Raw genomic sequence first — 24,227 nt, forward strand, 5'->3', positions numbered from 1 at the left:
CCGAGCAGGCCGGAGCGACGTTCGGGAGGACGAGGAGAGGTTATGCAGCATCACATCCGCAACGCCCGCCGCGACGAACTCGATGCCCTCATCGATTGGGCGGCCCGCGAGGGCTGGAACCCTGGGCTCGATGATGCCCCGGCATTCTGGGCCGCCGACCCGGATGGATATTGGGTGGCGGACCTCGAGGGCAGGCTCACGGCCTCGATCTCGATGGTGCGCTACGACGAGGCTTTCGCCTTCCTTGGTTTCTATATCACCGCGCCGGAGTTTCGGCGGCAGGGCATCGGCAGCCAAATGTGGCAGCAGGCGCTGGCGGCAGCCGGGCAGCGCGTCGTCGGTCTCGATGGTGTCGTTGCCGAACAGGAGAACTATCGCCGGTCGGGTTTCGCGCTCGCCCACGCCAATATCCGTTACGGTGGCATCGTCGATGTGGTCGAGCCCCCGGGAACGGAACTGGTGGAGGTGGCGCCGATCCACATGCCGATGTTGATCGACTACGACAGCCGGTTCACGCGGGCCCGGCGCGAAACGTTTCTTGGCGAGTGGTTGAGACCGGGGCGGACGCGGCGAAGCATGGTTCTCCTCCGGGACGGTGCGATTTCCGGCTATGGCACGCTGCGCGCGTGCCGGCAGGGCTACCGGATCGGTCCGCTGTTTTCCGAAAGCGAGACGGCCGCCGATCTGATCTTTCGCAAGCTTGCGACGACGGTGAAGGGCGAGGAGATCTTTCTCGACATTCCCGAGCCGAATGCCTCGGCGCGGGCGCTTTGCGAGCGTTACAACATGAAGCCGGTATTCGAGACGGCACGCATGTATCGCGGCGCCGCGCCCGATCTGCCGCTTGCCCGCATTTACGGCGTCACCACCTTCGAACTCGGCTGACCAGCGCCTCTGGCATCGATAAGCCGGCTCCTGCCGGCTGTATCAGCCTGCCATCGCCTCTTCGTACTCGGACGAAAGTTCGAGCCATTGTTCCTCGGCATGGGCAAGCTTGTCGACCGCATCCGAGCGTTCCTTGGCTTTCTGTGCAGCCTTTGCCGGTGACTTTTCGTAGAGCGCGGGGTCGGCGAGTTCCGTGTCGAGCGCTTGAATCACTTTCTCCAGCTTTGCCGTCAGCGATTCGATTTCATTGATCTTTTTCCTGAGCGGCGCCAGCGAGGCGCGCTTGTCCGCATTGGCCTTGCGCTGGTCGGCCTTCGACAGCGAATCGTCCGCGCCGGCACTCTTCGCCTTGTCGTCCTTCGCCTTCGGGCCGCCGACGATCAGGCTACGGTAGTCTTCGAGGTCGCCATCGTAGCTCGTCACGGTCCCGTCGCGCACCAGCCACAGCCGGTCCGCCGTCGCCTCGATCAGGTGGCGATCATGCGAGATCAGGATCACGGCGCCGGAATAGTCGTTGAGCGCGGTGATCAACGCATTGCGACTGTCGATGTCGAGGTGGTTGGTTGGCTCGTCGAGGATCAGCAGGTTGGGGGCGTCGAAGGCCGCAAGCCCCATCAGCAGGCGCGCCTTTTCACCGCCCGACAGATCCTTGGCCGGCGTTTCCATCTTCTCCGTCGCAAGGCCCATCTGCGCCACGCGGGCGCGCACCTTTGCTTCCGGTGCTTCCGGCATGCGGCGACGCACGTGCTCGACGGCGCTCTGGGTCGGGATCAGATCGTCCAGCTGATGCTGGGCGAAGAAGCCCACTTTCAGGTTCGGCGCGATTTTCAGTTCGCCGGATTCAGGCGCAAGCCGCCCGGAAATGAACTTGGCGAAGGTCGACTTGCCGTTGCCGTTCGAGCCGAGCAGGGCGATGCGGTCGTCGGTGTCGATGCGAAGGTTCAGGCGCTTGAGGATCGGCTTGCCCGGCTCGTACCCGACGGTGCCGCCGGTGACGGCGATGATCGGGGAAGCGGCTTCTTTTTCCGGATCGGGGAAGGAAAAGCCCTGGACGTGATCCTCGATCACGGCCGCGATCGTGCCCATGCGCTCTAGCGCCTTGACGCGACTTTGGGCCTGGCGAGCCTTGGTAGCCTTGGCCTTGAAGCGGTCAATGAAGCTTTGCAGGTGTTTGCGCGCCGCGTCGTTCTTGGCCTTGGCCTTCATCTGCAGTTCGTCGGCTTCCGCCTTCTGTCGCTCGAACTGGTCATAGGGCCCACGATAGAAGGTGAGCTTTTTCTGGTCGAGATGAACGATGGCGTTGACCGCCGTGTTCAACAGGTCGCGGTCGTGGCTGATGATGATGACGGTGTGCGGATAGCGGCGGATGTAATCCTCGAGCCAGAGCGTGCCTTCAAGGTCGAGATAGTTGGTCGGCTCGTCGAGCAACAGCAGGTCCGGCTCGGAGAACAGCACGCCCGCCAACGCCACTCGCATCCGCCAGCCGCCGGAGAAGGAGGAGGCGGGCCGCAACTGCGCTTCGTGGTCGAAGCCGAGGCCGGCAAGAATGCTTGCGGCGCGCGCTTCGGCCGAGTGGGCGCCAATATCGGCAAGCCGCGTCTGGATTTCGGCGATCCGGTGTGGATCGGTGGCGGTCTCCGCCTCGGCGACGAGTGCCGTGCGTTCCTTGTCGGCCTTGAGCACGATCTGGATCAGCGGTTCTTCCGTGCCGGGCGCTTCCTGCGCGACTTGGCCGATCCGCGCATTCTTGGGTAGCGCTATCGTGCCGGCTTCCGAGGCGAACTCGCCGGTAATGATACGGAACAGTGTCGATTTCCCGGCGCCGTTTCGCCCCACAAGCCCGGCCTTCGTGCCGGCGGGCAGCGTTACGGATGCGTTTTCGATGAGGAGACGGCCCGCGATGCGGGCGGAAAGGCCGGAAATCTGGATCATTGCGGCCTTTTGCCCGGACTCAAGGCGGAAGGCAAGTGCCGCGCGGCGACTGCCGTTTCGAGCCTGCGCGTTGAGGTGAAGTTCGTGGTTTTCAAGGGGGCATTGTTATCGATTTTTGAACAACGCGTTCCGAACAGAGATACTACACATCCTCATCGTGAGGGACCATCTGTTTAAGCGAAGGGCAGCGAAAGGCTCTTCGGACCGCTTCGATCGACTGAACGCCATCGGCAAGGCCACCGCGTTTAAGGAAAGACCGATCCGGCCAGACGTAGTTTTGATGAAACGCGCGTTCAAGGGAACGCGCCTCCCAGGAGCAAAGACGATGAAAACCACCATCCACACCGCACTCGCCGCAGCCCTCGTTGCCACTGCCGTTCTCGGTGGTGCCTCGGCCGCCTTTGCCGGCGGCAGCTACTACGAAGGCATCAGCCCGACGCCGCTCTTTACCGAGCGCGGACCCAGCGCCGCCGGAAGCTCCAACTTGAACATTCGCGGTTCGGAAGCCGGTTATGTCGACCGCACCGCAACCGGCTCGGTCAGCAACTACAGTGTTGCCCCGCGTGTCGTTCGCGGCGGCGAAGGCGAATACTACCAGGGCATCTCCCGCTAAGGCGCAGTGCTTCGATGGTCATGGGGCGTCCTGCCCCATGACACCTCATCTCCTTCAAGGAAGACTCCCATGAACAAGTCCATCGCAACGCTTCTCGTTGCCGCTGCAACGCTTGCCGGCGCGTCCACGGCCTTTGCCGGCGGCAGCTACTACGAGGGCGTCAGCCCGACGCCGCTGTTTACCGGCCGCGCGGCCGCTTCGGCAGGTGCGGGCGCCTCCGCAAGCACCGTTGATAGCGGCGACTACTACGCCGGCGTCGAGAACAAGGCGGTCGATACCACCGCGACCGGCGCAATTGCGCGCGGTCAAGCAAAGGCCTTCGGCAAGGTCAGCCAGGACAATCAGTAAACCACGCCAGACGGACGACCTGATAACCCGGTCCCGCCATGCGGGGCCGGGTTATCTCGTTTTGGCGTTGCCAAAGAGGTGATTTGCCATGACAGAAAAAATAGAAGTCGCTGAACGGCTCTTCGAACTTTACCACCGCGTCCATCGCCTGGTGAACGTGTCGATGAGTGAAGAAGGCGTATCGCTGGCGCGCAGCAAGTTCCTGTTCTACCTCAGCGAACTCGGCCCCTGTCGCTGCGCCGACATCGCCTCGGCGCTCAGCTTTGCGCCGCGAACCGTAACCGAGGCAATCGACGGCCTGGAGCGGGACGGCATGGTGATCCGTGAGCCGGACCCGGACGACCGGCGGGCCAAGATCATCTCGATCACAAACCTCGGGCGTGCTGGCCTCGAAGCCGCGCTCCAGCCGCGTCGCCAGATGATCGAGGAGCTTTTCTCCGCCCTCGACGACAAGGAGCGTTCGGATCTTTATCGCCTGCTCGGTGTGCTGGGCGATAAGGCTTGCGAAATCGGCTCGAGCCGGATGATCGGCCAAGAGCTGCCGGCAGAGGCCGCCTAGGCCTATAGGCGCGACGAAACCGCGTCGCACAAGGGGCTTTGACGGTTCGCGATCGCGCCGCCCGGTTCAGGCGGCGTGCGGCGAATAGGTCTTGGTTCGTTTACCGCCGAGCTCGGCCGAATAGGCAAGAATGCCCGAGCGGGAACCTGCGCGCGCGGCGGCAAGCGCCAATTCGGCCTTCTGGATGAAATCACTCGGCGCATCCGTCGGCTGGGCCATCGCGATGCCGGCGGAGAGCGAAAGTGCCTCCGGGGTGAAGGCGCGGCCGGGCAGGGCGACGCGGAGCGCCTCTACCGATTGCCGGATACGCAATGCGATCGCTGCGGCGTTCTCCTGCGTGACATTGCTGCAGATGAACGCAAATTCCTGTCCGCCGACGCGGGCGACGAAGTCGTTCTTCTTGATCGACTTGCGAAACAGCGTCGAAAGCTTGCCAAGCGTCTTTTCGACGGCGGCGGGGCCATGCTGTTCGGCAATGCCGCGCAATCCTTCGACCGATACGGCGAGCAGGGCATTCGTCTCGGACTTGTCTTCGGCCTCAAGCAAGGTTTTCAGGCGCGCCGTCAAAGCCAGGCGATTGGGCAGGCCGGTGACGGGATCCCGCGTCAATGGTTTGCGGCTTTCCTCGAACGCGCCTTCCAGCTCGGCAAAGCGCTCTGCGCCTGCCTCGAGTGCCGCTTGAAACGCCAGTTCTTCATTCACCAGCAGGCCTGCCGCGTCCCGCAGCCTTGCCGCGTCATCGGCAAATTCCGAGAGACCGGCAACCGGGTCGGCAGCCAGGCGCTCTCTGAAGCGGTCGAGTTGGCTTCGAAAGGCATGTTTCTGGGCGAGCCCATGCCTGAGCTGCATCGCGAGTTCGCTGAGCGCCTCCTGGGCTGCAACTCGCGCGCGGTCGGCGGCAAGCGCTCCATGGGTGACGAGCATGTGCCTCAGCCCGAGTTCGTCGAGGGCATCCTGCTGCGGTTTGGAACCAAGTGCCATGAGGTCGCGCGAAAGCTGCGGCCGCCGGCCCGAGAGCGCCTCATAAACGAGCTCGTAGTTGCGCGGCAGCGCCGTGATCCCGAGCTGAGACATGGTTTGCGCCACTTTCAAGATGATTGCGGTGCTTTTTGTCTGTGATCCGCCGGTGTCTGCGGGAGCTTGCCTGGTCATGCCGTGGTCGTCCTCGATGCCTCTATCGGATCCGCAATCACTATGACCGGACCGTATTTAAGGGAGTCTGAAGGCAACCGCCGAGTCGACGAAACAGCGCGGTATGGTTGCTGAATTGCGACTGACCGGTGAGCGGCACAACCGCTTGGAGCAAGGAGGAAAAAAACTTGCTGTTTTCGTTCATGTTTATAGTTGACGGACTTTCCCGGCGATTATATTCCGCCTTGCTAAATCGGGCGGGAGGCTCGAATGCTGAGCAGCGAATTGACGACGCCCCCTTCGTTCATTGCGGATCTGGCTGCGTGGGGCGAGCGTCCCGCGCTGGTGTTTCCCGATGGGCGCGTCATCAGCTATCGCGAACTGGACGAACGGACACGCCGCCAGGCCCTGTCGTTTCCGCGCAGCCGCTGCCTGGTGTCGCTGGAGCCCGAGCTTTGCGAACACGCGGTCATTGCCTATCTCGCAGCTCTCGGCGCCGGGCATGTGGTTGCCATGCAGGCGCCGCGGACAAATGGCGGCGCGCCCTGGACCGACGGTTTTGCACCGGACTGTGGCTATCGACGGATCGAAGATCGCTGGCGAACTGAACATCTCGATGGCAGCGTCACGCCGCTTCATCCCGACCTCGGCGTTTTGCTGTCGACATCTGGCAGCACCGGTTGCGGCAAGGCCGTACGGCTTTCCACCACCAACATCTCGGCCAACGCCCGATCGATCGCCGAGTATCTGACGCTCGGTGCCGATGATCGCGCCTGCCTGATCCTGCCGCTGCATTACTCCTACGGTCTATCGGTGCTGAATGCGCACCTCAGCGTCGGTGCCAGTCTCTACATTCCTGATGGCTCCATTCTTGATCCCGGCTTTCTGGATGGTCTGGCGGCCAGTGGCTGCACCAATCTGTCCGGCGTGCCCTATTCCTATGAGCTTCTGGAAAAGGTTGGGTTTCGCGAGCGCGTCTTCCCGCAGCTGCGCTTCATGACGGTTGCCGGCGGGCGCATGGCACCGGCACGCGTGCGCGTCTACGACGAGCATCTTCGCGCCCGCGGTGCCGACCTGTTCGTCATGTACGGCCAGACCGAAGCGACGGCGCGCATCGCCTTCGTGCCTCCCGCTCGACTGAAGGGAAATGAGGATCGTATCGGCATTGCCATCCCGGGCGGCGCGCTGTCGATCGAGGATGAAGAGGGCCGGACGATCGCCGGCAGCGGTACGGCGGGCGAGCTTGTCTATCGCGGGCCCAATGTGATGATGGGTTACGCCTCGTCGCGGCAGGACCTTGCCCTGGGTGCCGGGCTCGGAAAACTATATACGGGCGACCTGGCGGTTCGTGAGGCCGACGGTCTTTTCCGCATCGTTGGGCGCATGAAGCGCATGTCCAAGATCGCGGGACAGCGTATCGGTCACGATACCCTTGAACAGGCGCTGGAGCAGCACGGCCTGGTGGCGGCGATCACAGGCGACGACGATGGGCTGCACGTCTTTGTCGAGGGCGAGGGCAGGGTCGAAGACGCTCGGCGTCTGATCGTTGCCGCCAGCGGTCTGACGCTCTCCCATATCAGGGCGAGCGAGGTTGCCGGCCTGCCGAGGCTGCCGTCGGGCAAGATCGACTACAGTGCCCTGAACCTTGCCGCCAAGCAGGTGGTCGCCGCCGGAAATGGAGATCGCGCGGGAGTTGAAGACCTCTTCCGGCAGGTCTTTTATCCCGTGCGGATCAGGCCTGAGGACAATTTCGTCTCGCTCGGCGGCGATTCGCTGCGCTTCGTGCAGCTCTCTGTCGGCCTGGAAAAGGCGCTCGGCCAGGCACCGGAGATGTGGGAGACCATGTCGATTGCAACGCTCGCGGCGCTTGAGCGGCGCGAAACCGCAACGATACGCATCGGCACGGATTTGCTCATCCGTACCTTGGCGATCCTGCTCGTCGTTCTTCATCACGAGACGCTGTGGCCGTTGCCGGGTGGATCGGCAGCCATGGTCATCCTTGCCGGCTTCAGTCTCGCCCGCTTCCAGACGGGGCCGCTCCTGGCGGGCCAAGGCTTTGCCATCCTGCGGCCGCTGGCGCAAATTCTGGTGCCCTATTATCTCATCGTCGGCGCCTATGCCGCCGTCTGGCGCGAGGTTCCCTGGGCCTCGGTCTTCCTCGTCGGCAATTTCGGCTTTGCCCTGCCGGAAGCGCGTGACATGGTGCCTTATCTCTACTGGTTCATCGAAGCCTATTGTCAGATGATGCTGGTCTTCGTGGCGCTGTTTGCCGTTCCGCGCTTCCGGCGCCATGCCGCGCGGCGGCCGTTTGCAACCGGCATGCTGCTGCTCGGGGTAGCGTTGATCGCCCGGCTGGCGTTGCCGCTGCTGTGGCCCATGGGCAATCGCCAGATCTTCACCCTGCCGTGGATCTTCTACCTCGCCGTGATCGGCTGGTGCGCGGCGATCGCCGAAACGCATCGTCAGCGATTTCTGCTGGCGGCGGCGGGAACGGGCAGCTTTCTGTTTTTCGGCCTTTACGAGGGTGTCTGGATCGGGACAAAGATCAAGTATCTGCTCTTGATCGTGGTGCTTGTCGCGCTCGTCTACTTGCCGCGCGTCAGCGTGCCGCGCCGGGTCGCGCGGCTGGTGCTGCCGCTATCGGCGGCCGGTTTCCATATCTACATCCTGCATCGTTTCGTGCCCGAATTGCTGATGGCGCCGTTGCAGGGACAGATTCCGGGCATGCTTTTCTCGACAGTGTCGATCGCTGGCGGCATCGGGCTTGGTCTTGCAGGCTGGCTGCTGCAGGGCAGGCTGCTCCGCATGGCCGCAGATGGCCGGCTGTCGGTCGACCGCGTGCTGCCGATCATCCCGCGAGCCGTTCTAACGCGCCCATTTCTCGCCGTCGGACCACAGAAAGAACGCGAGATCCAGCACAATTGACGGACGCCCGAGCGCTGTCAGCGTTGCATGCACCTGACCGCGATGATGGGTCTGGTGGTTGAAGACATGGGCAAGCGTCGGTCCGAGCCTTTGCGTGATACCGTTGGACGAGCTAAGCGGCGTGTAGGTGAAGGTTGCTCCAAGCCGCGCCGGGTCGAGGCCCGCGAGCCAGGCGATGATCCGCGCATCTTCCCGCTCGCGCGCGGTCGCGAGGCTGGCAAGATCGTCGTGAAGCGTCACGTCGAGCGCCGTCGGGGCATCGCCTTCGCCGGTGAAGCGCTTCATCCAGATCCGGTCGGCCGCGAGAATGTGATTGAGGGTCGCGAGTGCCGATCCGAAGAACGCGCCTCTGCTCTCCCTCAACTCGCTTTCAGTCAGTTGTGCTACTGCGGCATAGAGCCGGCGGTTTGCCCATTCGTTGTAGTCGGCGAACATGCGGAAATGATCGAGCATCTGTCTCTCCTGTGAACCCGCAACCGTAGCGCAGATCCGCATTCCTGTGGCGAATGCCACCCATGAAATTAAATCATTTGATCGTTCTGCGCGTCTGGCCTCGAATGCACGAAGACGACCTCATTGCCGCCAGGAGATTACGTGAGCAGGAAACTTTATTCGCTTTGCGGCGCCGACAGGACCCGCTCTTTTTCGCCGCATGTCTGGAAGACCAAGATGTCGCTTGCGCACAAGGCGCTCGATTTCGATGTCGTGCCGGTCGGGTTTGCGGAGATCCCGCAGGTCGAAGAAGGCGCGCCCAAGCTGGTTCCGCTGTTGCGCGATGGCGATCGGCTGGTGCAGGACAGTTTTGCGATCGCGGTCTATCTCGAGGAGACCTACCCGGATCGGCCGTCACTGTTTGGCGGCCCTGGAGGCATGGCCATGGCCCGCTTCGTCGAGGGATGGTCGCAGACGACACTGCATCCGACGATCGTCCGGATCGTCATCAAGGATATTCACGACAGCCTCGATCCGGTCGATCGCGCCTACTTCCGCGAAAGCCGCGAGGTCCGCTTCGGAACAACGCTCGAAGCGGTGGCTGAAACGGGGCGTGCCAGCCTTGCGACCTTCTCCGAAAAGCTCGAACCGCTGCGCCACATGCTGAAGTTTCAGCCCTATCTCGGTGGCGAACGTCCACTCTTTTCCGACTACATCGTCTTCGGCGCGCTGCAATGGCCGCGCATCGTATCGCCTCAGCGCCTGCTGTCTCCCGGCGATCCCGTCACCGACTGGTTCGAGCGCTGTCTCGACCTGCACGATGGCATCGGACGCACTGTGACAGCGGCGTGAAACCCGCGGGACCGGCCGCGAATCATGAGCGAACCCCCTTGTTTTGCGCGGGATTGGCGGCTAATGAACCGCCACTTCTCAAGACAACAAGGGAATTGAGCCAATGGCGATTGAACGTACCTTTTCGATGATCAAGCCGGACGCAACGAAGCGTAACCTGACCGGCGCCATCACCAAGATGCTTGAAGACGCCGGCCTGCGCGTCGTTGCTTCCAAGCGCGTCTGGATGAGCCGCCGCGAAGCCGAAGGCTTCTACGCCGTTCACAAGGAACGTCCGTTCTTCGGCGAACTCGTAGAGTCCATGTCCTCTGGCCCGACCATCGTTCAGGTTCTCGAAGGCGAAAACGCCATCGCCAAGAACCGCGAAATCATGGGCGCCACCAACCCGGCAAACGCTGACGAAGGCACGATCCGCAAGGTTCACGCTCTTTCGATCGGCGAAAACTCGGTTCACGGTTCGGACGCTCCGGCAACGGCTGCTGAAGAAATTGCGTACTGGTTCTCCGGCACCGAAATCGTCGGCTGATTCAAGTTCTGCATTTCCGGCCGCAACGGCGTGAAATGATTCAGATTGAACCGGAGCGGAAACGCTCCGGTTTTTTCATGTCGGGCACTTTGCCGTTTCAAAATGCTCCGGCGCCTTGCCATCCCTGAAGACCGCCGGGTTCTTGTCATAGGCGGGGCCCTCCACAAGCGCTTTTGCCGGCATCATGTCCTGGTCGATGTCGGAGGTCACGGTCGTTTCGAGCGTCTGCAACGCCTCTCCGGCCGGCCCCTTGACCTCGATCGTCACCGCATAGGGACGTTCTTTTTTCACGCAGGTGATATCGGGGCTTTCCAGCACCACCTTTTCCAGCTTCGCAAACAGCTTGCGCGTGAGGGTCAACGGCTCACCGCCGGCCGGATTCTCGAATGTGGCAACGACGGTGCTGCCTTCCGGCACCGGTTCAAGCTTGCTGAGGGTAATCATGTAGGTGGCGTAGGCGAGCCGGTAGTTGAAGACGAACATCTTGCCCGTCAGCTTCAGCGGATCGGGGCCAGTTTCCCTTTGACAACCCGATATCAGCGCCGCAGCCGTCAATGTCGCAAGCAGCGCGATCATCCTCATCATCCCTGAACCTCCTCCTTGCTGCGGTGATAGTGACGCTTGGCCTTGCTGCGGTTGCCGCAGACCGCCATGTCGCACCAGGTACGACTGCGATTGCGGCTCCTGTCCAGAAACAGCCAGCCGCAATTGGGGCAGATCTTCAGCCGGTCGGGCTCGGGATTGGCGGCGAGGCCAAGTGCGGAATGGGCCGTTGCCGTGTCGAGCGCGCTCCCGTCCTTGCCGTTGCCACGCAGGATCGCGGCGATCACTTCCAAAAGGTCGGCCAAAAACTCGGGCCGCTGCTCGTCTCTTGCAAGTGCGCGAAAATGCCGGTCGGTCGCCTCGCGCAATGTCAGCAGTCTTGCACGGTTGCGCTCGGCGACAGGCAGAAGCGCACCGAAGCGGGGGGCTTCGACGCAGAACCGGTTTGCCGCGCCAGCGAAAGTGTCGAGCGTCGGCACGTCGGCGAAACGATCGACACGCCGTGCCGGGTCGAAGCGCAGGATGACCGAATTGGCGACATCGAGCGCCAGCGCGCCGCCAGAAAATCGATGTGCGGTCCAGGTGAAAACCATAACTTACCCTAACTAGTAAAAGCGATTTTACCAGTTATATTGGTGTTGTCACGCTCCGGATGTGCCATGCTCTATTTCCTGCAGCAGATCGCCAATGCCGTCCCGATCGCCGCGCTCTACGCCGCGCTGGCCTTCGGCTATGCCATTGCCTTTGCCGTGACGCGCCGGGCGGACCTGACCTATGGTGCACTTTTTGCCTTTTCCGGTCAGATGTTCGTGCTGTTTGCCGATTTCGGATGGAACCAGCTGTGGCTGGTGCTGCCGGCGGCGCTCGGCCTCGGGGCCGCCGCCGGGCTGACGTTCGGAGTCGGGGCAGGGCTCGTCGCCGGGCGCTATGTCATGCGGCCGCTCGCCTTTTCGTCGGCAAACACCGTTGTCGTCGCGTCGCTCGGCTGCCTGCTGGTGCTGATGGAAACAGCGCGGCTTGCCTCGGATACGAAGAGCCTTTGGTTGCCACCGTTTATGAACCAGAACATCGTCTTTTGGTCCGATCCGAAATTCCCGGTAACGCTGACGGCGATCCAGTTGCTGAACACGTTCCTGATGGCCGCGCTGGTCGGTGCCGGTCACTGGGTGCTGACGCACAGTCGCGCCGGTCGCTCGTGGCGTGCCGTGTCGGAGGATCGTGGTGCGGCTGCCCTGTGCGGCATCGATGCGGCCCGGGTCTATATTGCCGCCTACGGCACCGCGTCGCTGCTAGCCGCCTGCTGCGGCATCCTGGCGGCCTCCTACTACGGCAACATGGATTTCGGGACCGGGCTCACCTTCGGCGTCAAGGTGCTGTTCATTGCGGCGATCGGCGGCCAGAGTTCGCCCATCCGTGCGGCGCTCGGGGCCGCTGCCATCGGCCTTATCGAAACGCTCTGGGGCGCTTACGGGCCGATACTCTGGCGAGATTTTGCAATCTTTGGCTTTCTCGTCATCGTGCTTGCGGTGACGCGGCAGGAGAAGGCGATACCGTGATGACGGCGTGGTGCGCGTCAGCGCTGCCAGCGGTCGCGCGCGGTATCGTCGGCATCCTTGGCGCTGACCCAGCCACCGGTCGTGCCATCGGCCAGGTGTTCCTTCTTCCAGAAGGGCGCGGAGGTTTTGAGGAAATCCATGATGAAGTTGGCACCGTCGAAAGCTGCTTGCCGGTGCGGCGATGCGGTGACGACAAGCACGATGTTTTCGCCAGGCGTGATCCGGCCATGGCGATGGATCGCCGTTGCCGCCTGCAGTCCGAAGCGCTCGATCGCAAGGTGGCAGATGCGGGCGATTTCGGCTTCCGCCATCCCGGGATAGTGCTCCAGCTCGAGAGCGGCAAGGGTGCCGGCTTCGTCGCGGCAGAGGCCCGAAAACGTCACGACCGCCCCGATGTCGGGGCGGCCGGATGTCAGTCTGGAAACTTCGGCCGAAAGGTCGAAGTCGTCGCGCTGAACGCGCACGGTGACGGGCGCGCCCATGGTATCAGCCACCGGTCATCGGCGGAAAGAGGGCAATCTCGCGCGCGCCGGCGATCGGTTCGCCATGCTCGACATGTTCCTGGTTGATCGCGGCGCGAATGACGTTCTGGTGCTCCAGTGCGCTCTCGTATTCTTCCCCCAGCGTCTTCAGGTGCGCAAGAAGGTCGGCAATGGTGACGACGCCGGCGGGAACCTCCAGCGTTTCCTCGCCCTTGCCGATGCGTTCGCGCACCCAGGAGAAATAGACGAGATTGACGGTGTTCATTCGTTGACCACGTGCTTCAGGCCGGCGCGGAAGTAGTCGTAGCCGCTATAGAGCGTGATCGCGGCGGCGATCCACAGCAGGCCGATACCGATTTCCGTCGTATAGGGCAGGATCTTGTCGCCGGCGGGGCCAGCCAGAAGGAAGACGATCGCCACCATCTGGATCGTCGTCTTCCACTTGGCGATGCGGGTTACCGGCACGCTGACCTTGAGTGCTGCCAGATACTCGCGCAGGCCGGAGACCAGGATCTCGCGGCACAGGATGATGATCGCGGCCCAGATCGACCAGCCGGCGATCGTGCCGTCGGCGGCAACGAGCAGCAGGATGGAGGCGACCAGCAGCTTGTCGGCGATCGGGTCGAGCATCTTGCCGATGTTCGACGTCTGCTTCCAGATGCGTGCGAGATAGCCGTCGAAGAAGTCGGTGATCGAGGCAATGGCGAAGAGAGTGACCGCCGTCCAGCGCGCGAAGTCCGAACTGTGCAGCCGGCCCTCGATGAAGAAGCAGAGCACGATCAGCGGCACGATCAGGATTCGGAAATAGGTGAGCAGGTTTGGGATGCTGTAGGCGACGGGCGTGGGCATGGTATCGGGTTCTCTGTCTTCCTCGGAGGTACAGAATGACTTTGCGGCCCTCAGGTCAACAAATCATTGTGCGAAGGGTGTCATAATTGGCGCATCGCACCTGAACGTCCGGTGAATTGCCATGCCATAAATGCGGAAATCCCCATTGATTTCCGGCCAAAATCATCCGGTTCGAGCCCGTGGTTCGCAGCGCTGCCAGGGTCATTTTGCCGCGTCCTCGTGGAAATGCTCGTAGACCAGTCGCGCCACCGCTTCGGAAATGCCGCTGACCGCCATGAGGTCGTTCATGCCGGCGCGGGAAACGGCCTTTGCGGTGCCGAAATGGGTGAGCAATGCCCGCTTGCGCGTCGGCCCGATGCCCGCGATCTCGTCGAGCGGGTTCTTCACCATTTCCTTCTTGCGCCGCGCGCGGTGCGAACCGATGGCAAACCGATGCGCTTCGTCGCGCAGGCGCTGGATGAAGTAGAGCACGGGATCACGCGGCGGCAGCGTGAAGCTGTCGCGGCCGAGCGCAAAGAAGCGTTCGCGCCCGGCGTCGCGGTCGACGCCCTTGGCGACGCCGATTGCCGTTACGCAGTCCTCCACGTCGAGTTCTTTCAGGATCGCCCGCACCGCCGTCATCTGTCCCTGGCCGCCATCGATCAGGATGACGTCGGGCCAGGCCGGGAACGCAGCGTCCTCGGCGATCTCGGCTGTCCGGTCCGGCTTGCCCTCTTCCTTGAGCAGGCGCGAGAAACGGCGGGTCATCACCTCGCGCATCATGCCGAAGTCGTCGCCGGGCGTGATGTCCGTCGATTTGATGTTGAACTTGCGATACTGGCCTTTGACGAAGCCCTCAGGGCCGGCGACCACCATGCCGCCGACGGCATTGGTGCCCATGATGTGGGAGTTGTCGTAGATCTCGATCCGGCGTGGCGCGCGTTCGAGCTTGAAGGTTTCGGCAAAGCCGTCGAGCAGTCTCGACTGCGATGCCGTTTCCGCCAGCTTGCGACCATGCGCCTCGCGGGCATTGGCAAGCGCGTGGTCGACCAGGTCCTTCTTCTCGCCGCGCTGCGGCACCTGGATCGAAACCTTGTAACCGGATTTTTCGCTCAGCGCCTGGCCGAGCAGTTCCTGTTCCTCGACCGCCTCGCAGAGCAGGATCTGCCGCGGACAGGGCTTGTCGTCGTAAAACTGGGCGAGAAAGGCCGAAAGCACTTCGGCCGTCGACAGCGACGGGTCCGCCTTCGGGAAATAGGCACGGTTGCCCCAGTTCTGCCCTGTGCGGAAGAAGAAGACCTGGATGCAGGACGTGCCGCCTTCGTGGTGGATGGCAAAGACATCCGCCTCTTCGACGCCCGATGGATTAATGCCCTGATGGCTTTGCACATGGCTGAGGGCGGCGAGCCGGTCGCGATAAAGTGCTGCGCGTTCGAAATCGAGGTTTTCCGCAGCCTCGCCCATCGCCGTCGCGATCGTCGCCTTCACCGCCTGGCTCTTGCCGGAAAGGAAATCCTTGGCCTCGGAGACCAGCTCGGCATAGCCGTCGTTGCTGATCTCGCTCGTGCAGGGCGCCGCACAGCGCTTGATCTGGTGCAGGAGACAGGGACGCGTGCGCGTCTCGAAGACGCTGTCGGTGCAGGTGCGCAGGAGGAAGGCGCGCTGCAGCGAGTTGATCGTGCGACCGACGGCGCCCGCCGACGCGAACGGGCCGAAATAATCACCCTTCCGGCTGCGTGCCCCGCGGTGCTTGTAGAGCGCGGGCGCCCGGCTGTCGCCGGTCACCAGAATATAGGGAAAGGACTTGTCGTCGCGCAAAAGCACGTTGAAGCGCGGCCGGAGACGCTTGATCAGGTTGGCTTCGAGCAGAAGCGCCTCGATCTCGGTGCGCGTGGTGACGAACTCCATGTTCGCGGTTTCGCGAATCATCCGCGAAATGCGGTTGGAGTGGCCACGCCCCTGCGCATAGTTGTTGACGCGCTTCTTCAGGCTGCGCGCCTTGCCGACATAAAGGACGTCACCGTCCTCGTTGAACATACGATAGACGCCGGGTCCGTTCGGAAGACGCTTGACGAAGGCCTGGATCAGTTCGGCGCCCTTGAGGCCTTCGACCTCATTGCGATTTTCAGCCCATTCGATGGCCGGGGCTGCCGGTACGCCTTCTGACGTCTCGATCGCGTCATCGTCGTCTTCGACATCGTTGCCGTCATACAGGATGCCGCCGTCTGTCGGCACGCGTCCGTTCATTCCACTATCTCCCTGATGTCAGGCGTTTCCCAGGCGAGGTGCTGGCCACCGTCGAGAGCGATCATCTGCCCGGTAATCGACGGCGTGTCATAAAGAAACCGGATCGTCCGCCCGAATTCGTCGAGCGCCGGACCGCGCTTCAGAATCACAGCGTCGACCTGTGCCTGGAAATCGCGCGGATCCTGCCGCTCGTTCGGCAGTGTCGGCCCGGGGCCGATGCCGTTCACGCGGATATCCGGTGCGAGTGCCTGTGCCATCGTTTGTGTTGCTGTCCACAATGCGGACTTTGACAACATATAGGAATAAAAACGCGGGTTTGGAGACCAGACGCGCTGGTCGATCACGTTGACGACGAGGCCCGACATGCCACGCGGCAGCTGGCGTGCAAAATCACTGGCGAGCAGGGAAGGCGCCTTCACATGCAGGGCGAAATGTCGGTCCCATACCGTTTCATCGAATGCGTCGAGGCTGTCCTTCTTGAACAGCGAGGCATTGTTGACGATCACGTCGATCGGTCCGAGCGCTGCGTTGACCTGCGCCATCAGCGCCAAGGTTTCCCGCGTGTCGGTCAGATCCGCCTTGACCGCAACGGCGATCGTTCCATTCTTGCCAAGCGAAACCGCGAGCGCCTCCGCTTCGTCGAGCGAACCGTTGGCATGGATGGCGACCGCGAAGCCATGCGCCGCGAGGTCTTCAACTATAGCCTTGCCGATCCGTTTGGCGCCACCGGTTACGAGTGCCGCCTTCAGTGCTTTCTTCAACGTTTCATCCCGCGTTTCGAATCTTCGTGCCAGCGGTCGAAGATATAGGCAAGAAACGCCGCGCTGAAACTCTCCCTGATGAATCATTTCGCAAAAATTAATGGAATTCGCGTAAATTGTATTATTTTGAAGTTATATAGTATAGCTTTCGTTAATCTTGAAACGTGGTTAATAAAACCCCTGTGGCGCGAAAGCAACATCAAATTTTCGGCATGATTGTGCCACCAAAATTTCACATTTTGGCTCTTGTGAATCCTCATTTGCTGGCCAATTTCAGGTCAACCGGGCGGGTTAATTGAAAGTTGCCCGATGTTTCATTGAGGGATCCCAACCCTTGGGGCATCGGGTCGAAAAGGAGAATATTTATGCGTACGCTCACCACCACCCTCATGGCTTCGGCCGTATCCCTCATCGCCTTCCAGGCCGCCCAGGCTGCAGACGCGATCGAAGACGTACCGGCAGCTCCGGCAGCCGAGTACACCGAGCCGGCAGTCAAGAACTGGTCGGGCGCCTATGTCGGTGGTACCGCTGACTGGCATCACGGTCAGCACGACGCGACCGGCAACAACACGGCAGCCGGTTTCGGTGGCGGCCTGTACGGTGGTTACAACATGCAGAGCGGCCAGATCGTATACGGCGGTGAAGCCGACATCGGTTACTCCGGTCAGGACTCGACCGCAGGCAACCTGCGCATGAAGCAGGGTGTCAACGGCTCGCTGCGCGCTCGCGTCGGTGTCGATCTGAACCCGGTTCTGCTCTACGGTACGGCAGGTCTCGCCGTTGGCCAGGCCAAGGCATCGACCTCGGCTGGTTCCGACAAGAACACCATGGTCGGCTGGACCGCCGGTGCCGGTGCTGAAACCTTCGTCACCGACAACATCACCGCACGCGTCGAATACCGTTACACCGATTACGGTTCGAAGAACTTCAACGTTGGCGGCACGAACGTTTCGTCCGGCTACGACGAGCACAGCGTGCGCGTCGGTATGGGCGTGAAGTTCTGATCGGCTTCTGCCAGATCAAGGAAAAGCCCGGGTCACCCCGGGCTTTTTTTATGCCTTGAACTTGGAATATTCGGGAAAGTGCTTCTCGAATTTGCTCGGCCAGTTCTTGAGCTTGGCGCGGCCGCGCTGCCACTCTCCGCTGAAGCGCAATTCCACATAGCGAAGCAGCGCTGCGAGCGCGAAATGTCCCGCGTGCAGCTTGGCGCCGGTCTTGGGCAGGTTTTCATTCAGAAGGTCGAGGCCGCGCTCCACCTTCGTCCACTGCATGTCAATCCACGGCTGATGCACCTTTTCCGGCGGGTGAATGCGCTTCTCGTAAACGATTGCCAGCAGGCAGTCGCAGATGCCGTCGCAAAGCGCCTCGAGGATCTCGACATCCAAACGTTTGCCGGCGTTCTTCGGATAGAGCTTGCCTTTCGTTTCCCGGTCGATGAAGTGCATGATCGTGCGGCTATCGTATATCGACTTGCCGTCGCCGGTAATCAGTGTCGGGATCTTGCCGAGCGGATTGCTGCCGACAAGCTCCGGCGAATTGGCGCTGGTGTCGGTCAGCACGCTCTCGGCCGCAAAGCCGGCATAATGCGCCGCCATGCGGACCTTGTTCGAGTAGGGTGAGGTCGGCGAATAGAGTATCTTCATCGAGCGTCTTTCTTTTTCGCGTCGGATCGTCCGAAAGAGGGTGTACGGACGATCGGGGGCAGTTTCAACGGACGGAAGCGGCACGGCGTCAAAGGTGAGCCGCGACCGCTCAGGATGCGGGCGGCAGGATCACCGTGTCTCTTCGGCAGGCCTGGCGATCGACCTCGGGGCAGGGCCGGAAGTTCAGCGCCTTGTCGAAGCAGATCCGGATTTCCTCCAGCCGCTTGCCCTCGCAGGTAACAGCCAGCGCGTTGGTCGTCATGCCCGGATTTCTGGCCACGAAACCGGCTTCGATGGCGCTGACGGACAGCGCATTTTCCCGGCGTGGCTGGTTGAGTTCGGCCGGCAACTCGACGCGCTCGCGTGCCGCCCGTGTCACCGCGAAGTAATCCTGCTGGCTAAGTCCCGAACAGGTGCCGTGTTTGCGCCATTGATGGCCGATGAGCCCCATGGACGGAATGAGATCGAGATACTGGCGGCCAAGTGTTTCGGGCACGCGGTCGGATTGTCGCGTCGGGCAGAAGTCCGGGTAGCCGCGGTCGTTCTGCGGCCACAGGCCGTGGACGATCAGCCCGCGATTGCTGCCGACCCGGCATTGGCTGGTCTTGCCCGAGGGGTCGTTGTCGTCGCACCAGGTCGGTGACCACGATAGCGAGAGAACATAGAAATCAAAGCCCTGGCCGATCGGAACGGCGATAGTCGCTTTCGTTTGGCCTGGGGTTTGCTGAGGCGGCTTCTTTTCTGCTCCATTGTCGCTGCAGCCCGCGAGCGCCAGAGCAAAGAAAAGCGCCGGCAGGAGCCGGCGCTGTCGGCAAAGTCTCGGCATGATCAGCGAAGCGAAGCGCAGTGGGCGCCGTAGACGTACCAGGGGTCGAGACCGCCGACGCAGAACTCGATGCTGCGACCGACGCCGGCAAAGCCCCAGTTGCGTTCGATGAGATAATAGAGCGACCGTTGCTCTCCGTCGGTCATGACGGCCGTCGCACGGCAATACTCGCGCTCGACGCTGTGTGTGTAGTCGCGCAGCTCGAGCCGGTTCTGGCCCATGTTGCGGATCTCGGCGATCGAGAGATTGGCGTGCAGATAATTCGCCGCCCGGTATTCGAAGCGCGAGGTGATGAAACCCAGAACCGAGGCATCACCGCATACGCCGATGCTATAGGAGGTCGGCTGGTCGCGGTAGGTCCCGAGATAGTCGGCCGCCGAAGCCGCGGGTGCGGCCATCGTAGCGAAGGAAAGCGAGGCCAGAAGCGTTGCAGCGAGCTTGCGAGTCATGGGCGTCTCCCTTAATCGTCAAAGGAGATTGCTGCTTTCCGAGCCTGTCAGTCAAGGCCCCGGGTTGCTGCTTCTTCGCCGCGCAGCCAGAAGCAGCGACTAGACGCGAAGCGGTCCTGTCCCAACCGGGTCTTCAGGAACGGCAACAGCAGATCGAGTTCACCCTTGAGCGTGAACGGTGGGTTGACGATGATGAGGCCCGATCCCGACAGTCCCGTCGTTTCGCGGTCGCTGCGCACTGAAAGCTCGGCACAGAGCATCTTGGGGATTTCGAGCGCCTTCAACGCCTCATGGAAAGCCTTGATCGGTGCGTTCTTCTTCAGCGGATACCAGAGGCAGAAGGTGCCGCCGGCAAAGCGGCGATAGCCCTTGGCAAGACCGTCGGCCAGTCGCTCGTATTCGCCCTCGATCTCGAAGGGCGGGTCGACAAGGATCAGGCCGCGCTTTTCCTTGGGCGGCAGATGGGCGCCGAGCGCCAGCCAGCCGTCGAGTTCGGTGACGCGACTCTGGAAGTCACCGTCGAAGAGGCGGTGCAGCGTCTCATAGTCGTCCGGGTGCAGTTCCATCGCCGACAGGCGATCCTGCGGGCGAAAGAGCATGCGGACCAGCTTCGGCGATCCCGGATAGCGCGTCAGTTCCGAGTCGGGGTTCAGCTCGCGAACGGTCGCCAGATAGGGTTCGAGGATTGCCGCAATCGGCGCCGGTAAGTCACCTTCGAGCAGTCGGCCGATGCCGTCGCGCCATTCGCCGGTTTTCTGTGCCTCTTCGCTAGAAAGATCGTAAAGGCCGATGCCGGCATGCGTATCGAGAACCCGGAACGCCTTCTCCTTCTGCTGGAGATAGGTGACGAGCCGGGCCAGCACCGCATGCTTGAGAACATCGGCGAAATTGCCCGCGTGATAGATATGCCGATAGTTCATGAGGGCCGCCGATGGCTGTTATCAATTGTTTCGATGGGTGCAAGTTTGGCTCTTTGAGCCCGATTGTCGATGCCATATAGAAAAGCCATGAACGTTGCGACCCCCATCAAAGCAGAAAAGTCGATCGGCCACTCCGTCTGTCCGCACGACTGTCCCTCGGCCTGTGCACTGGAAGTCGACCTGACGGCCGAAGGCCGGATCGGCCGCGTGCGTGGCGCCGCCGCCAACACATATACCGCTGGCGTCATCTGCGCCAAGGTCGCGCGCTATTCCGAGCGCATTTATCATCCCGACCGGCTGATGGTGCCGCAGCGCCGCGTCGGCGCCAAGGGGAGCGGTAGCTGGCAGGAGATTTCCTGGGATGCAGCCCTCGACGAGATTGCCGACCAGTTTATCAAGGCTGAGCAACGGCATGGGGCGCAGGCGATCTGGCCGTATTTCTACGCCGGCACCATGGGGCAGGTGCAGCGCGATTCGATTGACCGCCTGCGTCACGCCAAGCGCTATTCCGGCTTCTTCGGATCGATCTGCACCAACATGGCCTGGACCGGTTTCTCCATGGCGACCGGCTCGCTGCGCGGTCCCGATCCGCGCGAGATGGCGAAGTCCGATTGCGTGGTAATCTGGGGCACGAATGCGGTTGCCACCCAGGTCAACGTCATGACCCACGCGATCAAGGCCCGCAAGGAACGCGGCGCCAAGATCGTCGTGATCGACATCTACGACAATCCCACCGTCAAGCAGGCCGACATGGGCCTGGTGCTGAAGCCGGGCACCGACGCCGCACTTGCCTGTGCGGTGATGCATGTCGCCTTCCGTGACGGATACGCCGACCGCGCCTATATGGCTGAGTTCGCCGACGATCCGGCGGGGCTCGAAGCCCATCTGAAATCGCGGAACCCCGAATGGGCGTCCGCGATCACAGGCCTGTCCGTCGAGGAAATCGAGGCGTTCGCCAAACTCGTCGGCACGACGCCGAAGAGCTTCTTCCGTCTCGGCTACGGCTTTACCCGCCAGCGCAACGGCTCCGTGGCGATCCATGCGGCCGCCTCTGTCGCCACCGTGCTTGGCTCCTGGAAGCATGAAGGCGGCGGCGCGTTTCATTCCAACAACGACATCTTCAAGCTCGACAAGCGCGAGCTCATCGGCACCGCGTTCCACGACCCCGATATACGCATGCTCGACCAGTCACAGATCGGGCGCGTGCTGACCGGTGATGCAGAGGCGCTGCGCCACGGCGGTCCGGTGACGGCGATGCTGATCCAGAACACCAACCCGGTGAATGTCGCGCCGGAACAACGGCTGGTGAAACGCGGCTTCCTGCGCGACGATCTCTTTGTCGCGGTGCACGAGCAGTTCATGACCGACACGGCGCAGCTTGCCGATATCGTGCTGCCGGCGACCATGTTCCTTGAGCATGACGATCTTTACCGCGGCGGCGGCCATCAGCATATCCTGATCGGTCCGAAGGTGGTGGAGCCGCCATCGACCGTGCGCACCAATCTGTTCGTCATCGAGGAACTGGCAAGGCGCCTCGGCGTCGCCGATCATGCCGGCTTTGGCCTCAGTGAGCGTCAGCACATCGACCGGCTGCTTGCCAATTACGGCATCGGCTACGACGAGATGAAGCGGGAGAAATGGCTCGACTGTCAGCCGGCGTTCGAGGACGCACATTATCTCAATGGCTTCGGTCATCCCGACGGCAAGTTCCGCTTCAAGGCGGACTGGACCGGCACCCCGGCGCCGAACCGCCCGCCCAAGTCGATGGGCCTGCAGGGACCGCATGCCGCGCTGCCGGAATTCCCCGACCATGTCGACCTGATCGAGGTCGCAGACGCTGACCATCCTTTCCGCCTGGCGACGTCGCCGGCGCGGTCCTTCCTGAATTCGACCTTCGCGGAAACCCCGTCTTCGGTTCAGAAGGAAGTCCGCCCTGCGGTGATGATGCACGCGGACGATGCGGCAGCGCTCGGCGTCGGCGACGGCGATATCGTCATGCTCGGCAATCGACGCGGCGAGGTACGCCTGCATGTGATGGTTGGCGGCGGCGCGCGGCGCGGCGTTGTCATCGCCGAGGGGCTCTGGCCGAACGGCGCCCATCTCGACGGCGAGGGCATCAATGTGCTTACTGGCGCCGATGCGGTTGCGCCCTACGGCGGGGCCGCGTTCCACGACAACAGGGTCTGGGTCAGACCAGCCCCCTAGCCACCGGGTGCGTGTATGAGCGGCGACCACCAGCATGCGGATGTCAGCAACACGCCGGTCTCGCGCCTCTGGGGTGCGCTCGCGCTGACGGGCAGCTTCATGCTCGCCGAGGTCGTCGGCGGTATTCTGACGGGCAGCCTGGCGCTGATTTCCGACGCGATGCATATGCTGACCGACGCGGCGGCACTGGCGATCGCGCTTGTCGCCATTCATGTCGGGCGGCGGCCATCCGATCTGCTGCGAACCTATGGCTATGCCCGCTTCGAGATCCTGGCGGCGGCCTTCAACGCCCTGCTGCTGCTCGCCGTCGCCTTCTACATTCTCTACGAGGCGTGGCAACGGCTGTCGCTGCCGCAGGAAATCCAGTCCGGCGGCATGCTGCTGATTGCCGTCGTCGGCCTGGTGGTCAACCTGATTTCGATGCGGCTGCTGACCAGCCACAAGGACGAAAGCCTCAACGTCAAGGGCGCTTATCTCGAGGTCTGGGCGGATATGCTCGGCTCGGTGGCGGTGATGGCAGGTGCGGCGATCATCTGGTTCACCGGCTGGCAGTGGGTCGATTCGCTGCTGGCTGTCGGCATCGGCTTCATGGTCTTTCCGCGTACCTGGGTGCTCTTGAAGGAGTGCGTCAACATTCTCCTGGAAGGCGTGCCGCCGGGCATGCGCCTGGCCGACGTACATGCGGCGATCACCGCCGTGCCGGGTGCCGCTTCGGTGCACGACCTTCACCTCTGGGCGATCACCCAGAGCCAACCGTCGTTGACCGCCCATGTGGTGCTGGCAGAGGATGCCGACGGTGAGACCGTGCGCCGCGCGGTGGAGCAGCGTTTGCGCGATGCGTTCGATCTGCACCATACGACCCTGCAGATGGAGCGCGAAAGCTGCGCGCCGTCGGAGCACATCCATTGACGGTCGAGTGCGATCGCATCTTCCTCTTCCCATGAAGGACCTCTCATGACGAAAAACCACGATCCGCGCGTCAGGATCATCGATCGGCGCACGCTTTCGGACGGCTTCATCCATCTGGAGGAAATCACCCTTGAGCAGGACATGTCCGACGGCGAAACGGTGACGCTGAAGCGTGAAGTGCACGACCATGGCAGCGCCGCGACCATCCTGTTGTTCGATCCCAGGCGCCAAAGCGTTGTGCTGGTGCGCCAGTTGCGCGTGCCGGTGCTGCTGCAGGGCGATCCTGCCTATATGATCGAAGCCCCCGCCGGCCTGCTCGACGACGATACGCCGGAGGTCGCGATCTGCCGCGAAGCGATGGAGGAAACGGGATATCACGTCGAGAAGGCCACGCACCTCTTCGATGCCTATATGAGCCCGGGGGCGCTGACCGAGCGAACGAGCTTTTTCGTCGGTCTCATCGACGTTGCCAGGAAAGTCGGGGAGGGTGGCGGTCTTTCACATGAGGGCGAGGACATCGAGGTGCTCGAAATCCCCTTCGATGCAGCCTTCGAAATGATCGCGACAGGCGAGATCTGCGACGCCAAAACCATCATGTTGCTGCAATGGGCCCGGCTGAACCGCTCCAGCCTCGGGCCGTAAAGCCTTGTTTATT

The 24,227-nt window shown here is 62.4% G+C and carries 26 protein-coding genes; 12 read left to right on the forward strand and 14 right to left on the reverse strand.

The features are described from left to right. Positions 1-42 precede the first annotated feature (42 nt). Positions 43-885 carry a GNAT family N-acetyltransferase gene (locus RTP54_RS05795; protein WP_312361505.1) on the forward strand — a complete coding sequence of 281 codons (843 nt, stop codon included), beginning with the start codon at positions 43-45 and terminating at the stop codon, positions 883-885. A gap of 42 nt (positions 886-927) precedes the next feature. Here the strand turns inward: RTP54_RS05795 and RTP54_RS05800 are convergent, their stop codons facing one another. Then, a complete protein-coding gene (locus RTP54_RS05800) occupies positions 928-2,817 on the reverse strand; it encodes an ABC-F family ATP-binding cassette domain-containing protein (RefSeq protein ID WP_312361507.1) in 1,890 nt (629 codons plus the stop codon). Positions 2,818-3,142: 325 nt separating this feature from the next. Between RTP54_RS05800 and RTP54_RS05805 the strand changes: the two genes are divergently transcribed. The 3 genes from RTP54_RS05805 (at position 3,143) to RTP54_RS05815 (ending at position 4,337) form a co-directional block, all read left to right on the forward strand. Then, on the forward strand, positions 3,143-3,430 hold the full coding sequence (locus RTP54_RS05805; RefSeq protein ID WP_312361508.1) for a hypothetical protein: 288 nt from the start codon (positions 3,143-3,145) through the stop codon (positions 3,428-3,430). A gap of 69 nt (positions 3,431-3,499) precedes the next feature. Continuing rightward, entirely contained in the window at positions 3,500-3,778 is a 279-nt protein-coding gene (locus RTP54_RS05810) for a hypothetical protein (protein WP_312361510.1), read from the forward strand. 88 nt (positions 3,779-3,866) lie between these two features. Then, entirely contained in the window at positions 3,867-4,337 is a 471-nt protein-coding gene (locus RTP54_RS05815) for a MarR family winged helix-turn-helix transcriptional regulator (RefSeq protein ID WP_112810017.1), read from the forward strand. Between the two features lie 66 nt (positions 4,338-4,403). Here the strand turns inward: RTP54_RS05815 and RTP54_RS05820 are convergent, their stop codons facing one another. Next, complete coding sequence (locus RTP54_RS05820; protein ID WP_312361511.1) at positions 4,404-5,411, reverse strand: GGDEF domain-containing protein; 1,008 nt, start codon at positions 5,409-5,411, stop codon at positions 4,404-4,406. Between the two features lie 327 nt (positions 5,412-5,738). Here RTP54_RS05820 and RTP54_RS05825 point away from each other — a divergent pair, with 327 nt between their 5' ends. After that, complete coding sequence (locus RTP54_RS05825; protein WP_312361512.1) at positions 5,739-8,393, forward strand: AMP-binding protein; 2,655 nt, start codon at positions 5,739-5,741, stop codon at positions 8,391-8,393. Here RTP54_RS05825 and RTP54_RS05830 read toward each other — a convergent pair. After that, the gene (locus RTP54_RS05830; protein WP_312361513.1) at positions 8,334-8,846 is read right to left on the reverse strand and encodes a DinB family protein; all 513 of its coding nucleotides are present in this window, start codon (positions 8,844-8,846) and stop codon (positions 8,334-8,336) included. The genes RTP54_RS05825 and RTP54_RS05830 overlap by 60 nt on opposite strands. 141 nt (positions 8,847-8,987) lie before the next feature. On the opposite strand from RTP54_RS05830, the gene RTP54_RS05835 reads away from it, so the two are divergent. Together RTP54_RS05835 and ndk are read left to right on the forward strand one after the other, a co-directional pair. Continuing rightward, positions 8,988-9,677: a glutathione S-transferase family protein gene (locus RTP54_RS05835; RefSeq protein WP_112810013.1), complete on the forward strand. Its 690-nt coding sequence runs from the start codon at positions 8,988-8,990 to the stop codon at positions 9,675-9,677. A gap of 103 nt (positions 9,678-9,780) precedes the next feature. Next, positions 9,781-10,203, forward strand: coding sequence for a nucleoside-diphosphate kinase (gene ndk, locus RTP54_RS05840; RefSeq protein ID WP_025426476.1), 423 nt, complete (start codon positions 9,781-9,783; stop codon positions 10,201-10,203). A gap of 75 nt (positions 10,204-10,278) precedes the next feature. Here the strand turns inward: ndk and RTP54_RS05845 are convergent, their stop codons facing one another. Both RTP54_RS05845 and RTP54_RS05850 read right to left on the reverse strand, forming a co-directional pair. Further along, positions 10,279-10,785 (reverse strand): hypothetical protein, encoded by a 507-nt coding sequence (locus RTP54_RS05845; protein WP_312363191.1) that lies wholly within the window; start codon positions 10,783-10,785, stop codon positions 10,279-10,281. Further along, a complete protein-coding gene (locus RTP54_RS05850; RefSeq protein WP_312361514.1) occupies positions 10,785-11,339 on the reverse strand; it encodes a CGNR zinc finger domain-containing protein in 555 nt (184 codons plus the stop codon). The genes RTP54_RS05845 and RTP54_RS05850 overlap by 1 nt, the downstream gene beginning before the upstream one ends. Positions 11,340-11,405: 66 nt before the next feature. Between RTP54_RS05850 and RTP54_RS05855 the strand changes: the two genes are divergently transcribed. Continuing rightward, complete coding sequence (locus tag RTP54_RS05855; protein ID WP_312361515.1) at positions 11,406-12,302, forward strand: branched-chain amino acid ABC transporter permease; 897 nt, start codon at positions 11,406-11,408, stop codon at positions 12,300-12,302. A 17-nt stretch (positions 12,303-12,319) separates the two neighbouring features. Here RTP54_RS05855 and RTP54_RS05860 read toward each other — a convergent pair whose 3' ends face one another. From RTP54_RS05860 to RTP54_RS05880, 5 genes are all read right to left on the reverse strand, one after another. Further along, the gene (locus RTP54_RS05860) at positions 12,320-12,784 is read right to left on the reverse strand and encodes a molybdenum cofactor biosynthesis protein MoaE (protein WP_112810010.1); all 465 of its coding nucleotides are present in this window, start codon (positions 12,782-12,784) and stop codon (positions 12,320-12,322) included. Positions 12,785-12,788: 4 nt separating this feature from the next. Continuing rightward, entirely contained in the window at positions 12,789-13,049 is a 261-nt protein-coding gene (moaD, locus tag RTP54_RS05865) for a molybdopterin converting factor subunit 1 (RefSeq protein ID WP_112810009.1), read from the reverse strand. Further along, entirely contained in the window at positions 13,046-13,633 is a 588-nt protein-coding gene (pgsA, locus tag RTP54_RS05870; protein WP_077498627.1) for a CDP-diacylglycerol--glycerol-3-phosphate 3-phosphatidyltransferase, read from the reverse strand. The genes moaD and pgsA overlap by 4 nt, the downstream gene beginning before the upstream one ends. Before the next feature lie 201 nt (positions 13,634-13,834). Next, on the reverse strand, positions 13,835-15,859 hold the full coding sequence (gene uvrC / locus RTP54_RS05875; protein WP_312361517.1) for an excinuclease ABC subunit UvrC: 2,025 nt from the start codon (positions 15,857-15,859) through the stop codon (positions 13,835-13,837). After that, positions 15,856-16,620, reverse strand: coding sequence for an SDR family oxidoreductase (locus RTP54_RS05880; protein ID WP_112818443.1), 765 nt, complete (start codon positions 16,618-16,620; stop codon positions 15,856-15,858). Before RTP54_RS05880 ends, uvrC begins: the two co-directional genes overlap by 4 nt. A gap of 365 nt (positions 16,621-16,985) precedes the next feature. Between RTP54_RS05880 and RTP54_RS05885 the strand changes: the two genes are divergently transcribed. Then, positions 16,986-17,624 carry an outer membrane protein gene (locus tag RTP54_RS05885; protein WP_112810006.1) on the forward strand — a complete coding sequence of 213 codons (639 nt, stop codon included), beginning with the start codon at positions 16,986-16,988 and terminating at the stop codon, positions 17,622-17,624. Positions 17,625-17,672: 48 nt separating this feature from the next. Here the strand turns inward: RTP54_RS05885 and RTP54_RS05890 are convergent, their stop codons facing one another. The 4 genes from RTP54_RS05890 to RTP54_RS05905 form a co-directional block, all read right to left on the reverse strand. After that, positions 17,673-18,263 (reverse strand): glutathione S-transferase, encoded by a 591-nt coding sequence (locus RTP54_RS05890; protein WP_112810005.1) that lies wholly within the window; start codon positions 18,261-18,263, stop codon positions 17,673-17,675. A 109-nt stretch (positions 18,264-18,372) separates the two neighbouring features. Then, positions 18,373-19,089 (reverse strand): ribonuclease T2 family protein, encoded by a 717-nt coding sequence (locus RTP54_RS05895; protein ID WP_312361521.1) that lies wholly within the window; start codon positions 19,087-19,089, stop codon positions 18,373-18,375. 2 nt (positions 19,090-19,091) lie between these two features. Continuing rightward, on the reverse strand, positions 19,092-19,538 hold the full coding sequence (locus tag RTP54_RS05900) for a hypothetical protein (RefSeq protein ID WP_312361522.1): 447 nt from the start codon (positions 19,536-19,538) through the stop codon (positions 19,092-19,094). 47 nt (positions 19,539-19,585) lie between these two features. Then, complete coding sequence (locus tag RTP54_RS05905; protein WP_112810002.1) at positions 19,586-20,458, reverse strand: 23S rRNA (adenine(2030)-N(6))-methyltransferase RlmJ; 873 nt, start codon at positions 20,456-20,458, stop codon at positions 19,586-19,588. 69 nt (positions 20,459-20,527) lie between these two features. Between RTP54_RS05905 and RTP54_RS05910 the strand changes: the two genes are divergently transcribed. The 3 genes from RTP54_RS05910 to RTP54_RS05920 are packed head-to-tail and all read left to right on the forward strand — an operon-like array spanning position 20,528 to position 24,214. After that, entirely contained in the window at positions 20,528-22,663 is a 2,136-nt protein-coding gene (locus RTP54_RS05910; RefSeq protein ID WP_312361523.1) for a molybdopterin oxidoreductase family protein, read from the forward strand. A gap of 15 nt (positions 22,664-22,678) precedes the next feature. Then, complete coding sequence (locus RTP54_RS05915; protein WP_312361525.1) at positions 22,679-23,572, forward strand: cation diffusion facilitator family transporter; 894 nt, start codon at positions 22,679-22,681, stop codon at positions 23,570-23,572. A gap of 45 nt (positions 23,573-23,617) precedes the next feature. Further along, entirely contained in the window at positions 23,618-24,214 is a 597-nt protein-coding gene (locus RTP54_RS05920) for an NUDIX domain-containing protein (protein WP_112834084.1), read from the forward strand. Positions 24,215-24,227: the final 13 nt, after the last annotated feature.

The sequence above is a fragment of the Ensifer sp. genome, from assembly GCF_031989085.1.
GTDB lineage: Bacteria > Pseudomonadota > Alphaproteobacteria > Rhizobiales > Rhizobiaceae > Ensifer.

Coding starts and splice junctions, on each gene's coding strand:
- RTP54_RS05795 (WP_312361505.1), top strand. CDS start 43: ATGCAGCATCACATCCGCAACGCCCGCCGCGACGAACTCGATGCCCTC.
- RTP54_RS05800 (WP_312361507.1), bottom strand. CDS start 2,817: ATGATCCAGATTTCCGGCCTTTCCGCCCGCATCGCGGGCCGTCTCCTC.
- RTP54_RS05805 (WP_312361508.1), top strand. CDS start 3,143: ATGAAAACCACCATCCACACCGCACTCGCCGCAGCCCTCGTTGCCACT.
- RTP54_RS05810 (WP_312361510.1), top strand. CDS start 3,500: ATGAACAAGTCCATCGCAACGCTTCTCGTTGCCGCTGCAACGCTTGCC.
- RTP54_RS05815 (WP_112810017.1), top strand. CDS start 3,867: ATGACAGAAAAAATAGAAGTCGCTGAACGGCTCTTCGAACTTTACCAC.
- RTP54_RS05820 (WP_312361511.1), bottom strand. CDS start 5,411: ATGTCTCAGCTCGGGATCACGGCGCTGCCGCGCAACTACGAGCTCGTT.
- RTP54_RS05825 (WP_312361512.1), top strand. CDS start 5,739: ATGCTGAGCAGCGAATTGACGACGCCCCCTTCGTTCATTGCGGATCTG.
- RTP54_RS05830 (WP_312361513.1), bottom strand. CDS start 8,846: ATGCTCGATCATTTCCGCATGTTCGCCGACTACAACGAATGGGCAAAC.
- ndk (WP_025426476.1), top strand. CDS start 9,781: ATGGCGATTGAACGTACCTTTTCGATGATCAAGCCGGACGCAACGAAG.
- RTP54_RS05845 (WP_312363191.1), bottom strand. CDS start 10,785: ATGAGGATGATCGCGCTGCTTGCGACATTGACGGCTGCGGCGCTGATA.
- RTP54_RS05850 (WP_312361514.1), bottom strand. CDS start 11,339: ATGGTTTTCACCTGGACCGCACATCGATTTTCTGGCGGCGCGCTGGCG.
- RTP54_RS05855 (WP_312361515.1), top strand. CDS start 11,406: ATGCTCTATTTCCTGCAGCAGATCGCCAATGCCGTCCCGATCGCCGCG.
- RTP54_RS05860 (WP_112810010.1), bottom strand. CDS start 12,784: ATGGGCGCGCCCGTCACCGTGCGCGTTCAGCGCGACGACTTCGACCTT.
- moaD (WP_112810009.1), bottom strand. CDS start 13,049: ATGAACACCGTCAATCTCGTCTATTTCTCCTGGGTGCGCGAACGCATC.
- pgsA (WP_077498627.1), bottom strand. CDS start 13,633: ATGCCCACGCCCGTCGCCTACAGCATCCCAAACCTGCTCACCTATTTC.
- uvrC (WP_312361517.1), bottom strand. CDS start 15,859: ATGAACGGACGCGTGCCGACAGACGGCGGCATCCTGTATGACGGCAAC.
- RTP54_RS05885 (WP_112810006.1), top strand. CDS start 16,986: ATGCGTACGCTCACCACCACCCTCATGGCTTCGGCCGTATCCCTCATC.
- RTP54_RS05890 (WP_112810005.1), bottom strand. CDS start 18,263: ATGAAGATACTCTATTCGCCGACCTCACCCTACTCGAACAAGGTCCGC.
- RTP54_RS05895 (WP_312361521.1), bottom strand. CDS start 19,089: ATGCCGAGACTTTGCCGACAGCGCCGGCTCCTGCCGGCGCTTTTCTTT.
- RTP54_RS05900 (WP_312361522.1), bottom strand. CDS start 19,538: ATGACTCGCAAGCTCGCTGCAACGCTTCTGGCCTCGCTTTCCTTCGCT.
- RTP54_RS05905 (WP_112810002.1), bottom strand. CDS start 20,458: ATGAACTATCGGCATATCTATCACGCGGGCAATTTCGCCGATGTTCTC.
- RTP54_RS05910 (WP_312361523.1), top strand. CDS start 20,528: ATGCCATATAGAAAAGCCATGAACGTTGCGACCCCCATCAAAGCAGAA.
- RTP54_RS05915 (WP_312361525.1), top strand. CDS start 22,679: ATGAGCGGCGACCACCAGCATGCGGATGTCAGCAACACGCCGGTCTCG.
- RTP54_RS05920 (WP_112834084.1), top strand. CDS start 23,618: ATGACGAAAAACCACGATCCGCGCGTCAGGATCATCGATCGGCGCACG.